This is a genomic window from Streptomyces sp. NPDC107559, assembly GCF_055657365.1.
Genome location: NZ_JBVKBD010000003.1, coordinates 84,166 through 97,725, shown reverse-complemented (window position 1 = coordinate 97,725; position 13,560 = coordinate 84,166). Strand labels below are relative to the sequence as shown.

At 73.3% G+C, this 13,560-nt stretch carries 11 protein-coding genes; 6 read left to right on the top strand and 5 right to left on the bottom strand.

Translation table 11 applies throughout. The features are described from left to right. Positions 1-32 precede the first annotated feature (32 nt). The 5 genes from ACZ7OY_RS11915 to ACZ7OY_RS11895 all read left to right on the top strand — a co-directional run bounded on the left by ACZ7OY_RS11915 (position 33) and on the right by ACZ7OY_RS11895 (position 7,503). The gene (locus ACZ7OY_RS11915; RefSeq protein ID WP_471911281.1) at positions 33-356 is read left to right on the top strand and encodes a hypothetical protein; all 324 of its coding nucleotides are present in this window, start codon (positions 33-35) and stop codon (positions 354-356) included. Between the two features lie 4 nt (positions 357-360). Next, positions 361-1,860, top strand: a complete 1,500-nt coding sequence (locus ACZ7OY_RS11910; protein WP_471911280.1) for a C2 family cysteine protease — start codon at positions 361-363, stop codon at positions 1,858-1,860. A gap of 5 nt (positions 1,861-1,865) precedes the next feature. Next, entirely contained in the window at positions 1,866-2,594 is a 729-nt protein-coding gene (locus ACZ7OY_RS11905) for a hypothetical protein (RefSeq protein ID WP_471911279.1), read from the top strand. A 160-nt stretch (positions 2,595-2,754) separates the two neighbouring features. Beyond that, the gene (locus tag ACZ7OY_RS11900; RefSeq protein ID WP_351614876.1) at positions 2,755-3,651 is read left to right on the top strand and encodes a glycosyltransferase family 2 protein; all 897 of its coding nucleotides are present in this window, start codon (positions 2,755-2,757) and stop codon (positions 3,649-3,651) included. 396 nt (positions 3,652-4,047) lie between these two features. Beyond that, a complete protein-coding gene (locus ACZ7OY_RS11895) occupies positions 4,048-7,503 on the top strand; it encodes an AfsR/SARP family transcriptional regulator (protein WP_471911667.1) in 3,456 nt (1,151 codons plus the stop codon). 92 nt (positions 7,504-7,595) lie between these two features. Here the strand turns inward: ACZ7OY_RS11895 and ACZ7OY_RS11890 are convergent, their stop codons facing one another. From ACZ7OY_RS11890 to ACZ7OY_RS11880, 3 genes are read right to left on the bottom strand one after another with little or no spacing between them, the layout of a single operon-like run. Then, complete coding sequence (locus ACZ7OY_RS11890; RefSeq protein WP_471911278.1) at positions 7,596-9,287, bottom strand: bifunctional 3'-5' exonuclease/DNA polymerase; 1,692 nt, start codon at positions 9,285-9,287, stop codon at positions 7,596-7,598. 56 nt (positions 9,288-9,343) lie between these two features. Next, entirely contained in the window at positions 9,344-10,132 is a 789-nt protein-coding gene (locus ACZ7OY_RS11885; RefSeq protein ID WP_471911277.1) for a Clp protease N-terminal domain-containing protein, read from the bottom strand. A 57-nt stretch (positions 10,133-10,189) separates the two neighbouring features. Then, entirely contained in the window at positions 10,190-10,834 is a 645-nt protein-coding gene (locus ACZ7OY_RS11880) for a LysE family translocator (RefSeq protein WP_471911276.1), read from the bottom strand. A 102-nt stretch (positions 10,835-10,936) separates the two neighbouring features. Here ACZ7OY_RS11880 and ACZ7OY_RS11875 point away from each other — a divergent pair, with 102 nt between their 5' ends. After that, positions 10,937-12,052, top strand: coding sequence for a DUF2786 domain-containing protein (locus tag ACZ7OY_RS11875; RefSeq protein ID WP_471911275.1), 1,116 nt, complete (start codon positions 10,937-10,939; stop codon positions 12,050-12,052). Positions 12,053-12,171: 119 nt separating this feature from the next. Here the strand turns inward: ACZ7OY_RS11875 and ACZ7OY_RS11870 are convergent, their stop codons facing one another. Together ACZ7OY_RS11870 and ACZ7OY_RS11865 are read right to left on the bottom strand one after the other, a co-directional pair. Beyond that, positions 12,172-12,705 (bottom strand): DUF4232 domain-containing protein, encoded by a 534-nt coding sequence (locus tag ACZ7OY_RS11870; RefSeq protein ID WP_471911274.1) that lies wholly within the window; start codon positions 12,703-12,705, stop codon positions 12,172-12,174. 79 nt (positions 12,706-12,784) lie between these two features. Then, complete coding sequence (locus tag ACZ7OY_RS11865; protein ID WP_471911273.1) at positions 12,785-13,318, bottom strand: hypothetical protein; 534 nt, start codon at positions 13,316-13,318, stop codon at positions 12,785-12,787. Positions 13,319-13,560: the final 242 nt, after the last annotated feature.

Here is a 13,560-nt window from a genome sequence, read left to right as displayed (position 1 = left end):
GTGGCTTGCGGCCCATCGACTACGGGGATGACATGAGCAGACCGGGGGACGAACAGGGCGAGACGCCCGCGCAGTTGCGGAAGCGGGCGGAGGACCTGCGGGAGTGCGCTCGCAAAGCGAGGACCCTCGCGGGGTCGCTGGGCGGCTATCTCGACAACGCGGTGAAGCAGGCGACGCCCGCGATCTGGAAGGGGCCGTTCGCCGACACGTCCACCGCGACGCTGGGGGCCCGCAAGAAGTCGCTGGGTTCCATGGCCGGTGATCTCATGGCGGACGCGCGGCGCTGGGAGACCGAGGCACACAACCTCGACGAGGAGGCCGCCAAGGCCGCCAAGTCGGACAAGCCCGGGGGATGAGCCGATGCCTTTCGTCGGATTCGACAGCGCGAAGATACGCAGCCTCGGCCGCGACCTGAAGACGCTCGGCGACAACGCGGGCAAGCTGCACAGTGACGTCTCCGGGGTGCTCACCCAGGCTCAGAGCCTGCTGCGCGGAAAGCCCGCGACCACGAGCGCGGCCCTCCAGCCGCTGGTCGGCAACCCCCTGTCGGGCTGGCCGTTCGGCGGCGGCACCCTGCCGGGGTCGCTCGGCCACGAGCTGCACGACATGTCCGACTCGATCACGCGCCGCTGCAACCAGCTGGACCTGTGCAACGACCTTCTCGACAAGGGGTACGCCATCGACCCGGCGCTCGCCTTCGCCGACGAGAACGCGCCGGACGAGAAGAAGATCACCGATGCGCTGTCGGCCGTGGCGGCCCTGGACGGCAAGGACTTCGGCGACGACGGCAACCGCGACGACCTGGAGAAGGTCAAGAGCATGCTCGACGGCATGACCGCCGCCGAGCTCGACGCCTTCTTCGCCAAGGTCCCGGCCGAGGACCTGCGCCGCTACGGCGACCTGGCGAAGAAGACCGACGACAGCGGCATGTGGTGGTGGGAGTCCCACGACGGCATCCCCGACGACCAGTTCCGCGACCACCTCAGCCTGCTGCTGAAGAAGGCAGGCCCGTCGCACTGGGCCAAGCTGGAGGCGGCGTTCCCGGGGATCCAGCCGGGCTTCGACACCACGGACGCATGGCTCCAGGGCTACAACTCGCAGCTGAACCAGGGGGTGAAGGGCATGCACTACGGCACGCCCGGCGACCCCTTGTTCGCCACCCCGGGCAAGGTCGACGCGTCGAGCATCTCGCAGGGGCAGTTCGCGGACTGCTGGTACATCGCCTCCCTCACCGCGACGGCCCAGGCGAACCCGAAGTTCATCGCCGAGGGCATCAAGCAGAACCCCAACGGCACGGTGGACGTCCGTATCTGGGACAAGGACGGCAAGCAGCACTGGGTCACCGTCACCCCGGATCTGCCGATGGACGAGAACGGGAACCTGGTGTCGGCGCACGGCACCAAGGAGACCTGGCCCGCGTACTACGAGAAGGCGTTCGCCCTGATGTACGGCGGCGACGACGGCGGCACCCCGGACAACCACCAGGGCGACAAGCTCTACGACCGGGCCGAGAGCGGCGACTACGGCGCCACCGAGTGGGACAACACCGACAAGGCGCCGCCGTACGTGACCGGGCACGACTCCAAGTCGATCGACAACAACGTCGGCGCTCTCAGGAAGTCGTTCGAGTCGCACCACCCGGTGATCGTGGCGACCGGTTCGGTCGACCCCAAGGACGTACCGAACGAGTGGAAGAGCAGTTTCGTCAGCCGGCACGTGTTCTACGTCAAGGGGTTCACCGCCGACGGCAAGGTCATCCTCGGCAACCCGTGGGGCGGCGGCGCCCCGGACGTCGAGGCGACGCCCGAGCAGTACGAGAAGTACTTCAACAGTCCCCAGGAGCTGCAGGTGGCAGGGTGAGAGACATGAGAATCGCTGGGGCCGTCTGCCTCACGCTACTGCTGGCCGGCTGCGGCGCCGCGGGGACACCCGAGGCCTCGGACAGCACGGCGCCTCCGGCGTCCGCCTCGTCCACCCCGTCCTCCCGGCCCGCGCCGGCCGCCGACAAGGGCCCGGAGTGCGAGGGCGCCAGGAGCGCCGCGGGAGTGCATCTCCTGCGGGGCGGTGCCACGGCACTGCCGGACGGCGGCAAGGCGACCTACGCGGAGGCGGCGGCCGACGGCCGGCACCGCACCGCCGTGCTCTCCGCCGACGACGGCAGGCGGACCGTGGCGCCGGGGGGCAAGGTCACCCTCGGCGGGCACTCCTACACGGTCGCCCAGATCTGCACCTACCGCGTGGTCCTCACCACGGCGGACCACAGCGGCACGAATCAGGGAGCACAGATGGCCACGTGGCCGACGACGCAGGACGGTCACTGGCGGCTGCGCTGGCACGTGCCCGACAACGGGCCCGCCATGGGAGCCGTCCTGACCGACGTCCAGGACGGTCCGGCGCGGGCCTCGATCAGCGTGACGGCACCGGGCCAGGGTCAGCTCGCCTTCTACGACGACGTGCGCAAGGGCGGCACGGTCGAGATCGCGAACCGGCTGTGGAGGGTCGAGGCCATCGACCCCGGCAACATGGGCGTCGACATGAACGCGCCGGACTTCAAGGCGGGCCATGTGGACCTCCGGGAGCTCGGCGAGGCCTGAAACGGGCGGAGGTCGGTCGGTGGAGAGGCCCAACTCCCCCCGCTGTAAGGAAAATTGCCGCAAACGGGACGCAAAGTTAACCGGAGTCGAGGGAACTCCCTTACCTGCGGCAACATCTTGGTGAACGACGGGCATCTCCGTCGGCCGGATGGGGTGAGGGATGTTGGTGGAGCCGAGAATCGCCGTTGCGGTGGTGACCATGGGGAACCGGCCTGCCGAGGTCGACGCCCTGCTGGAGTCGGTGGCCAAGCAGGACCTTGCGCCCGCCCGGATCGTGATCGTCGGCAACGGCTGCCGGCTGCCCGAGTTCGCGCACCGGCTGGCGCTGCCCGGTGAGGTCACGGTCGTCGAGGAGAGTGAGAACCTCGGCTGTCCGGGCGGCCGCAACGTCGCCCTCGCCCGGCTGCGCGAGTTCGGTGACATCGACGTCGTGGTGGAGCTCGACGACGACGGGCTGCTCGTCGACGCCGACGTGCTGAGCCGGGTGCGGGAGCTGTACGCCGCCGACCCGCGGCTGGGCATCGTCGGCTTCCGCATCGCCGACGAGCACGGCGAGACGCAGCGGCGGCATGTGCCACGGGCCGGGGCGGCCGACCCGATGCGGGGCGGGTACGTGACCGGATTCCTCGGCGGCGGACACGCCCTGAGCATGGCGATGCTGGCGCAGACCGGCGACTGGCCGGCCGCGTTCTTCTTCGCGCACGAGGAGACCGACCTGGCCTGGCGGGCCGCCGACTCCGGCTGGCACATCCTCTACGCACCCGAACTGCTGCTCCAGCACCCGAAGACCTCGCCCGCCCGGCACGCCATCTACTACCGGGTGACCGCCCGCAACCGGGTGTGGCTGGTCCGGCGCAGGCTGCCCCTGCCGCTCATCCCCGTGCACCTGGGGGTGTGGATCCTGGTCACCCTGCTGCGTACCCGGTCGGCCGGCGGACTGCGGGCCTGGTTCGGCGGCTTCGTGGAAGGGTTGCGCGAGCCGGCCGGGGAACGCCGGCCCATGCGCTGGCGGACCGTCTGGCGGCTGACCCGACTGGGGCGGCCGCCGGTCATCTGAGAACGCGGACAGGGTCCCGGTCGTTCACCTCTGACGACCGGGACCCCTCGCGTTCCCGGACCCGGCCGGGGCGGCGACACTCCCCCGAGTTCCGCGTCGTCGACGCGTGCGCCGTCGGGGCCGGATCCGATGTATTGATCACATCAGGACTGGCCAACAGATCGCTAACATGTGGCCAACGGTCTGCTCCGTCGCCGCCGCTCGACCGGCTTGAAAGCGATGGGCGGTGCGGGCGGACCGGCCGTGCCACGTGGGCATCGGCGGTCGGACCGCCGCGGCGGAGTGGCGCGGCGCAGTGGCGGGATCCTGTCGTGCAGGGGCGAGAATCGGCCGTGCGCCGATTCCGCCGGAGGGCGCGAGCGGACAGGCGTGCGGGAAGGTGCAGTGAGCGGCGTGATGGGGTGCGCGCTGCGGTTCGGACTGCTGGGACCGCCTGTTCTGTACGACGCCTGCGGCACCCGTGACGCCTGCGGTGCTCGTGATGCTTGTGGCGCTCGTGACGCCTGTGGTGCCCGTGATGCCCGTGACGCCTGGGGTGTCCGCGACGCCCGTGACGCCTGTGGCACCCCCGATGTCCGTGCCGTCGGCAGTCCCAAGGTGCGGACACTGCTGGCCGCGCTGCTGCTGGAGGCCGGCCGCGTCGTCTCGGTCGGGTCGCTCAAGGACACGCTGTGGGGCGGCGCGCCGCCCGCCTCCGCACAGGCCTCGCTGCACAACCATGTGACCCGGCTGCGCCGGCTGCTCGACGACCCGGAACGGCTGCGTGCGACGCCGCCCGGATATGTGCTGCGCGTCGCCGAGGGCGAACTGGACGTCCATGTGTTCGAGCGACACCTCGCCGTGGCCCGCGGCGCGCATGCCGCCCGCGACTGGGAACTGGTCGTACGCGAGTGCCTGGCCGCGCTCGCGCTGTGGCGGGGCACCCCGTTGAGCGGGCTGCCGTCCGAGGTGGGCGGGTACGCCTTCGTCCAGCGGCTGAAGGAGGCGCGGCTGCTCCTGGAGGACTGGCGTTACGACGCCGAGCTCGCCGTGGGCGGCAGCCGGCTCGGCGCCCTGGTGCCGGAGCTGGCCGCGCTGGCCGCCGAGCACCCGCTGCGGGAGTCGTACCACCGCCAGCTGATGCTCGCCCTGCACCGCACCGGCCGCCGGGCCGAGGCCCTCGCCGTCCACCGCGATCTGCGCAGCCGTCTCATCGGGGAGCTCGGCGTCGAACCGGGCCCAGGCGTGCGCGAGGCGCATGTGGAGGTGCTGAGGGGCGCGCCCGGCGCACTCACCGCCCCTGCGGCGCCTTCCGCACCCGCTGCGTCTGCGGTGCCGCGCACCGTGCCCGCGGCACCCGCGGCGCCCGCGGCACCCACCGCACCTTGCGTGTCCGCCACACCTTGCGTGTCTCCTGCCCCGCGGGCACCGGGCGCACCGGCCGTGCGGACCGGTCCGGCAACGCGGACGGTTCCGGCGGCGCGGACCGTTCCGGCCGTGCCGGGCGAGACGGACACCCCACCCCCGCACACCCTGGCCGAAGGCGCCCCGCACGTGTCTGCCGAAGGCGCCCCGCACGCCCCGCACGCGTCTCCCGAAAGCGCCCCGCGCACCCCCGGTGAAAGCGTCCCGCGCGCACCCCGGCCCGCCCAACTGCCGCCCGCACCCGCCCACTTCACCGGACGCCTCGATGTCCTGGAGACCCTGCGGCGGACCCTGGCAGCCGACCCGCCCGGCGCGGACGGCACGCACGGCACGGACGGCACGCATGGTACGGATGCCAGGGACGGCGCTTCCGGCTTCTCTTCCCTCCCGCTCCCGCTGGCCGTCGTCAGCGGCATGGCCGGGGTCGGCAAGAGTGCCCTCGCCCTGCATGTCGCGCACGGCCTGCGGGACCGCTTCCCCGACGGCCAGCTGTACATCAACCTGCACGGTGCCACCCCGGGCATGACCCCGCTCACCCCCGCCCAGGCGCTGACCGCGCTGCTGCGCGACCTCGGCGCCGACCTCCGGCACATCCCCGAACACCAGGACGCGGCCACCGCGTTGCTGCGCTCCCTGCTCGCGCCGACGCGCACGCTGATGGTGCTGGACGACGCCGCGCACGCCGCGCAGATACGCCCGCTGTTGCCGGCCGGCCCCGGCTGCGCGGTGATCGTCACCAGCCGGTCCCCGCTGACCGCCCTCGACGGCGCCCGCCGTTTCCCGCTCGGCCCGCTCTCCGGGCAGGACAGCGCGGCGCTGCTGCGCTCGGTCTCCGGCCGCGACGGCCTCGACGCCACCCACCCGCTCGTCGAGCTCACCGGCCGGCTCCCGCTCGCCCTGCGGGTCGTCGCCGCCCGGCTGGCCGCCCGTCGGGCCCTCACCCCGGACGTCCTCGCCGGTCAGCTGGCCGCCACGGGACGGCTGCACCATCTGGAGTACGACGATCTGAGCGTCCGCCGCTCCCTGGCCGTCGCGCACGACGCGCTCGCCGCCTCCGAGCGCGAGACCGACCGGGACGCGGCCCGCGCACTGCGCCGCATCGGCGCGCTCGACCTGCCTGTGTACGGCGCGCCCCTGCTCGCCCGGCTGACCGGCACCGACGAACGCCGTGCCGAGGCCGCCCTCGACCGCCTGGTCGACGTGGCGCTCCTGGAGGAGACGGCGTACGGCCGCTACGCCCCCCACGACCTGGTGCGCGACTTCGCCCGTGAACTGGCCGACAAGGATCCCGGCCCGCACGCCGGGGGCGGACCCGCGCCCGCCGTCCTCGCCCTGCGCTGGTACGCCGCCGTCGCCGACCGGGTCCTCACCGCGATCGTGGAGCCCGGCTACGAGCAGGACGACCGCCGCTGTCCGACCCCGTCCCAGCCGCCCGGGCATCCGGCCCACGAGGTGGCGCCCTTCGGCAGCCCCGAGGAGGCCTTCGCCTGGGGCGACCTGGAACTGGAGAACGTCGTCGCGCTCGTACGGCGCCACCCGGCGGACACGGCCGATGCCGTCACCGCCGCCCATGTCTCCACTCTCGCGCGGCTCCTGTTCCCCTACGTCCAGCGCAGTGGTCGATGCGCCGAGATGGAGGTGCTGGGGCGGGCCGCGCTCGCCGCGGCGCGCCGGCTCGGGGACGAGGCGGCCGAGGCCCACGCGCTGGGCGACCTCGCCGCCCTGCACTTTCTGACCGGCCGCCAGAAGGACGCGCTGGCCCTCAACGACCGCGCCCTGGCCCTCTGGCGCCGACTGGAGCGGCTCTCCCGGATCCGGCGCTGCCTCAACAACCGGGGTCTGCTGCTCGAAGGGCTCGGCCGGTACGAGGAGTCCGGCGCGGCGCTGCGGCAGAGCCTGGAGTACTCGCGGCAGCTGAACGACCCGTACGGCGAGGCCGTCACCCACAGCCACCTGGGCAATCTGTACGAGCACACCGACCCCCGGGCCGCGATCGAGCAGCACCGGCGCTCCCTCGCCCTCGGCGACGAGATCGGCGCCGTCATCCTGCAGCACTCGGCGCACTGCAATATCGGCTACGCCCATCTGACCCTGGGCGAACCGGCCGCCGCGCTGCCGCACTTCGAGGAGAGCCGGCGCATCCGCGGCGGCCACGGCGACTGGCACGGCGAGTCCCAGACCAGGCTCGGCCTGGTGCGCACCCTGCGGCTGCTCGGGCGCGGCGGCCCCGCCGCCCGTGAGTGCGCCGAGCTGCTGCGCCGCGCGGACGCCCGCGCCGACCGCTACACCGGCGGGCTCGCCCGGCACCAGCTCGGCCTGCTGCTCCGGGAGCGGGGACGTGTCGAGGAGGCGTACGAGGAGTGGCGCGCGGCCCTTGCGGCCCTGGACGGGACGGACGAGGAGGCGGTCGTGGCGGAACTCGTGGCGCTGCTCGCCGGACCCCGCTGATTCAGCCGTCCCCCGTGCGCCGATCCAGCCGTCCTCCGCGTGTCCGAAGAACGCCCTGCCCGGCCGCCCGCCGGGCAGCGGACCGCGGCCGTTCACTTCGCGTCGGCATAGCACTGCACCACCGCCGTCGTGAACGGGAACCGTACCGGGGTGTCCCCGAACGTCAGCCGTCCCGCGAGGTCCGCCGCCTCCCGGATGGCCGCCACGACCGTGTCGGCCTCGTGCGCCGGACAGTGCACGATCACCTCGTCGTGCTGGAAGAAGACCAGCTCGGCCGCCATGGCGGCACAGGTCCGCCGCAGCGCGGCCAGCAACAGCAGGGTCCAGTCGGCCGCGCTGCCCTGGACGACGAAGTTGCGGGCGAAGCGGCCGCGGGCGCGGGCGTCGGTAGAGGCGTATCCCGGCATCCAGCCCTGCTCGGCGGGCTGCCCGGCCGGCTCCTCCTGCGGCATCCCCGCCTCCTCCGCTCCTTCGTCGCCGGCCCCGGCCGCGGGCGGACAGGTGCGCCCCAGCCACGTCCGCACCAGCCGGCCCTCCTGGCCGGCCTGCGCCGCGTCGTCGACGTACGCCACCGCTCTGGGGAAGCGGCGTCTGAGGGCGGCGAGGTTCTTCAGGCCGTCCCCGGAGGTCTGGCCGTAGACCGCGCCGAGCACGGCGAGTTTGGCCTGGCCGCGGTCGCCGGAGAAGGCGCGGTCGGAGACGGACTGGTACAGGTCGTCCTCCCGGGCGGCCACCTCCATCAGGCCGGGGTCACGGGAGATCGCGGCGAGCACTCGCGGTTCCATCTGGTCGACGTCCGCGACGACGAGCCGCCAGCCGGGATCGGCGACGACGGCACGCCGGATGACCTTGGGGATCTGCAGGGCGCCGCCGCCGTTGGTCACCCAGCGCCCGGTGACCGTCCCGCCCGCGAGGAACTCCGGCCGGAACCGCCCGTCCCGCACCCAGTCCTGGAGCCAGGACCAGCCGTGCGCGACCCAGATGCGGTACAGCTTCTTGTACTCGATCAGCGGCTTCACGGCCGGGTGGTCGAGGGACTCGATCTCCCACCGCCGGGTCGACCTGACCTTGATGCCGGCCTGGGCGAAGGCCTTGACGACATCGGCGGGCAGATCGGGCCGCACCCGGCGGCCGAACGCCGCCGACACCTCGTCGGCGAGCTCGGCCAGGCGCCGGGGCTCCCCGCCGCCGGTGTAGCGCTCGCCGAGCAGTTCGCGCAGGACCTCGCGGTGCACGTCCGCGCTCCACGGCAGTCCCGCGCGGTTCATCTCGGCCGCCACCAGCATCCCCGCCGACTCCGCGGACGTCAGCAGCCGCAGCCGGTCGGGGCGGGCGGACCGGTCGTGCCGCCGCTGCTGCTCGGCGTAGACCTCGACGAGGTCCGTCAGCGGCAGCCGGGTGCCCTGCGGTTCGAACAGCGGGGACTGCGCGCCGGGCTCCGCGGACCGCTGACGCGGATCGGGCGGTACCGGACGGTCGCGCAGCCGGGCGAGGGCGGCGGCCGCCGACCGGGGTTCGCCGTAACGGCCCTCGTGGCCGAGGAGGAGGGTCTCGGCGTCCTCGATGTCGTAGCACCGCTCGACCCGCACCCCACTGGCGAGCAGCCGCGGGTACACCTCGGCGGTGGCGCGCCACACCCAGCGGAAGACGTCCGGCCTGCGGCGTACGGCCTCGGCGAGGTCCGGCTCCCGCACCACCGGCGCGGCGGGCAGCCCGTCCGGACCGAGGGGGGCGATCTCCACGCCACCGTCCTCGGTCGGAGCGAGCGCCCACCGGTCGGCCATGCAACGAGTCTCGCAGGAGCCTCTGACAACGGCCCCGACCTGCGGTTTCCGCCGGGCTACCGCTCCTCCTCCCGCTCCTCCTCCCGCTCCTCGTCCTGGGACTGGGACTGGGACTGCAACCGCTCGTGGTCCAGCCGCATCGTCTCCAGCAGCTCCACGACGAACGCCTCGGACCGGGCCTTGTCGATGCCGAGCCCGCTCAGCACGCCCTCGCCGTTCTCGAACTCCAGCAGGGCGAGCAGGATGTGCTCGGTGCCGACGTAGTTGTGGCCGAGGCGGAGGGCCTCGCGGAAGGTGAGTTCCAGTGCCTTCTTGGCGGCGGGGCCGTAGGGGATCAGCTCCGGGGCGTCTTCGGCGGCCGGCGGGAGCGCGGCCGCCGCGGCCTCGCGGACCGCGTCCAGGGAGACGCCCTGCGCGGTGATCGCCCGTGCGCCGAGTCCCTCGGGCTCGGCGAGCAGACCGAGGACGAGGTGCTCGGGCAGACCCTCGGCGCCGCCCGCGGCCTTGGCCTCGTTGTGGGAGGCCATGACCACGTTGCGGGCGCGCGGGGTGTACCGGTTGAAGCCCTGGCTGGGGTCGAGGTCGGTCGACTCCTTCGGCACGAACCGCTTCTGCGCCGCCTGCCGGGTGACGCCCATGCTCTTGCCGATGTCCGTCCAGGAGGCGCCCGAGCGGCGCGCCTGGTCCACGAAGTGGCCGATCAGATGGTCGGCGACCTCGCCCAGGTACTCGCCGGCGAGCACCGCGTCCTGGAGCTGTTCGAGGGGTTCCGCGTGGACCTTCTTGATCGCGGAGATGAGGTCGTCGAGACGTACGGATGACGTGATGGTCGGTTGCGTCGACATGTGTCAACCTTAGGTTGACACGAGAAGGGTGTCAACCTAAGGTTGACAACCGAGAGGTCATTGGGGCGAGGTGGCAAGCCGCAGCGCCAGCGCCGTGAAGACCGTCCCGCTGAACACGTCGAGTCCGCGTGCCACCCGGCGGCTGCGGCGCAGCAGTGCCGACAGCTTCCCGGACAGCAGCCCGACCGAGCTGTCCACCGCGAAGCCCATCGTCACGATGGTCAGGCCGAGCACCAGGAGCTGCTCCGGCACGTGGCCCAGCCTCGGATCCACGAACTGAGGGAGGAAGGCGATGTTGAACAGGATCACCTTGGGGTTGAGCAGGTTGGTGACGGCGCCCTGCCAGAACGCGCGCCGCAGGTCGGGTCCGGCGGGCGCGCCCGCCGTGCCCGCCGTGCCCGCCGTGCCCGGCAGCGACCGGTCCCGGAACGCCTTCACGGCCAGATACAGCAGATAGCCCGCGCCCGCCCAGCGCAGCACGTGGTAGAGCACCGGCAGCGCCGCGAACAGCGCCGACAGGCCGAGCGCCGCGGCCGCCGAGTGCACGAGCATGGCGCAGGCGACCCCGCAGGCGGCCAGCACCCCGGCCGTGGGACCGCCCCGCCCGCCCATCGCGACGATGAACATCATGTCGGGGCCGGGGGTGACGCAGAGCGCGAAAGCGGTGACGAGGAACGCCGCGTACAGGGATGTGTCCACCATGGCCGTCATGCTGGAACCCGTGCGGAGCCCCGGGCGACCGGGTTTCGGGGGCTGAGACACGGGCGGCTTCGGCGTCCCGGGACCTCGTGGCACGATCGACGGGTGAGCCGTACGACCAGCACCGTCGAGCGTGCCTTCGAGGCCGCCCTCTACGACGCCACCGACACCGCCCTCGACACCGGCGCCTCGCTGCTCGCGTCGGACCCCACGGCCGACGCCGAACTCGACGCCCGGGGCAGGGAGTTCGTGGCGGCGGCCTGGCGGCGAGGCTGGCAGCCCGCCGACCTCGTCCGCTACGTGCGCCGCGAGCTGGACGACGTGCACCTGCGCCTGTGCGTGGCGCTGATCCGGGCGCAGGCGCCCGCGGACGGTCCGCGCGGTCCCCGCTGGGCGGCGCAGCTGGACGAACTGGCCGAGATCGGCGCGCCGCCCGGCGCCGACCGCTTCTCGCGGGCCGGCGCGGTCCTGGAGCTGTACCGCCTGCTGCTGCGGCTGCCCACGCTGGAGCCGCTGGCGCAGCCCGTGCGGCGGCAGGCCGGGACCGGGTCCGACACCCGGATGCTCGGCCGGATCCGTGCGCTGCTGGCCAAGGCGGAGGCGACCGGGTTCCCGGAGGAGGCGGAGGCGCTGAGCGCCAAGGCGCAGGAGCTCATGGCCCGGCACAGCGTGGACGAGGCGCTGCTCGCCGCCCGTGCGCCGGCCCCGGACGCCCCCGGCGCCTGCCGGATCGGGGTCGAGCCGCCGTACGAGCAGGCCAAGGCGGTGCTGCTGGACGCGGTCGCCGGCGCGAACCACTGCCGGGCGGTGTGGAACGAACCTCTCGGCTTCTCCACGGTCGTCGGCTTCGAGGCCGACCTGGAGGCGGTCGAACTCCTCTACACCTCACTGCTCGTGCAGGCCACGACGGCGATGACCCGGGCGGAGGCGGCCCAGCGTGCCGGCGGCCGCAAGCGGACCAAGACGTTCCGGCAGTCGTTCCTCGCCGCGTACGCCCATCGCATCGGCAGCCGTCTGACGGTCGCGGCGAAGACGCAGGTGACGGACGACCTGCTGCCCGTCCTCGCCTCCCGCGAGGTCGCGGTCTCCTCGGCCATGGACCGCATGTTCCCGCAGACGGTGACGACCCGGCTGCGCGGGGTGAGCGACGAGGCGGGCTGGACCGAGGGCAGGGAGGCGGCCGACCGGGCCCGGATGGGCTCCCGTCCCCGGCTGCCCTGACCCGACGACGGCCGCCGACCGGCCGCCGTCGTCCTTCGTCCGCTGCCGTCGACCGGCCGCCGTCGCCCCCTGTCTGCTGCCGTCGTCCGTCCGCCGCCGTCAGTCGCCCTCCGCCGCCGTCAGTCGCCGGCCTGCTGGAAGGCGCTCACCGAGACGTCCGGCTTGTCCGTGCCGGCCTTCAGCGCGACATCGCCGTACGTCCAGTCGAAGCTGTGGGTGGTGTCGGCGCCGGGCAGGCTGAACTTCAGGCTGTCGGCCGCGAAGCTCTTGGCGCCGCCCGCCTCGCCCCGCACATAGGTGAGGGTGAAGGAGGCGGTCGCGTCCTTGGCGAGGGGCAGCTTCTGCGCCTGCGCGGCCTCGTCCTTCGGGACGTCGGCGGAGGCGCTGCCGGCCTCGAGGGCGACGGCCGGGAAGCCGTTCAGCGTGCACTCGGATCCGGTGTTGGTCACGGTGACGGAGACGTTGCCGGTGTCCCCGGCGGCCGGGGCGGCGTTGACCGGGCCGACCTCCAGGCCGACCTTGCCGATCGCGCACGCGTTGCCGGCGGCGCCACCACCGGCGGTCTTCTCGTCACTGGTGCCGCCGCCGCCGTCGCACGCGGTGAGCAGCAGTGCCGCGGCGAGGGCGGTGACAGTGATGGGCAAGGCGCGCATGAGTTCCCCTGAGGTCGTGTCGGTGCCCCTGGATCATCACGCATGGACCGGTGGTCCTGTCGCGCGACCCCGTTTTTGCTCAGGACCCCAGGTTCGCCGTGGGCAGCCCCGAGGGCAGCTGTCCGCCCTCCGACCTGGTGTAAGTCTCCTTGCCGAGTTCTCCCTGCCAGGTGACCTTCAGCGTCGTCCTGTTGACGGAGTCGACCATTCCCGTGGCCCGCTTGCTGCTGCCGTCCGTGCACTTGAGGTGGATCATCAGCATCCCGGCCTCCTCGCCCGCGGTGCCGCTGCACACACTGCCGCCGGTGGCGAAGAGGCCCGCCTGCTTGCCGGTGATGACCAGGGCCACGGCCTGACCGTCGGTCGTGGCGAGCCAGCTGCCCTCCAGGGAGTCGGCGGCCGCGGTCGCCCTGCCGGTGCCCCCGGTGTCCGCCGTGGCCGTGGCCGTGGGCGCCGGGCTCGCCGAGGACTCGTCCGTGGCACCGCCACCGCCGCACGCGCTCAGCGCGAGCACCCCCGTGAGCCCGGCGCCCAGGGCGGTGAGCCGCATCCGCCGGCGGGAGGCCCCGCGCGCCGCACCGCGCGAAGGCCGGGAGAAGGTCGCCGAAGTCACTGGAAACTCCCAAGCGGTAAGCGGGCCGGCCCGCGGGCCGGGAGGACCGCAGCAAGCTATCAGGAGGCCTTCAGGACAGGCCTTTTCGGCCGCAGCCATGGCGTGGAACCTCCGCCTCCATGGCCGAAACCGTGGGACCCCCACGGCCGGAAGGCGATGCCCTGCGGCGCGCCTCCGACGCGCCCTCCGAGGCGGCACCGCCGGTCGACGTACCGTTGCCACACCCGACTGCCGGAGGGGAT

Coding starts and splice junctions, on each gene's coding strand:
- ACZ7OY_RS11880 (WP_471911276.1), bottom strand. CDS start 10,834: ATGGTGGACACATCCCTGTACGCGGCGTTCCTCGTCACCGCTTTCGCG.
- ACZ7OY_RS11915 (WP_471911281.1), top strand. CDS start 33: ATGAGCAGACCGGGGGACGAACAGGGCGAGACGCCCGCGCAGTTGCGG.
- ACZ7OY_RS11870 (WP_471911274.1), bottom strand. CDS start 12,705: ATGCGCGCCTTGCCCATCACTGTCACCGCCCTCGCCGCGGCACTGCTG.
- ACZ7OY_RS11905 (WP_471911279.1), top strand. CDS start 1,866: ATGAGAATCGCTGGGGCCGTCTGCCTCACGCTACTGCTGGCCGGCTGC.
- ACZ7OY_RS11890 (WP_471911278.1), bottom strand. CDS start 9,287: ATGGCCGACCGGTGGGCGCTCGCTCCGACCGAGGACGGTGGCGTGGAG.
- ACZ7OY_RS11885 (WP_471911277.1), bottom strand. CDS start 10,132: ATGTCGACGCAACCGACCATCACGTCATCCGTACGTCTCGACGACCTC.
- ACZ7OY_RS11895 (WP_471911667.1), top strand. CDS start 4,048: ATGGGGTGCGCGCTGCGGTTCGGACTGCTGGGACCGCCTGTTCTGTAC.
- ACZ7OY_RS11910 (WP_471911280.1), top strand. CDS start 361: ATGCCTTTCGTCGGATTCGACAGCGCGAAGATACGCAGCCTCGGCCGC.
- ACZ7OY_RS11900 (WP_351614876.1), top strand. CDS start 2,755: ATGTTGGTGGAGCCGAGAATCGCCGTTGCGGTGGTGACCATGGGGAAC.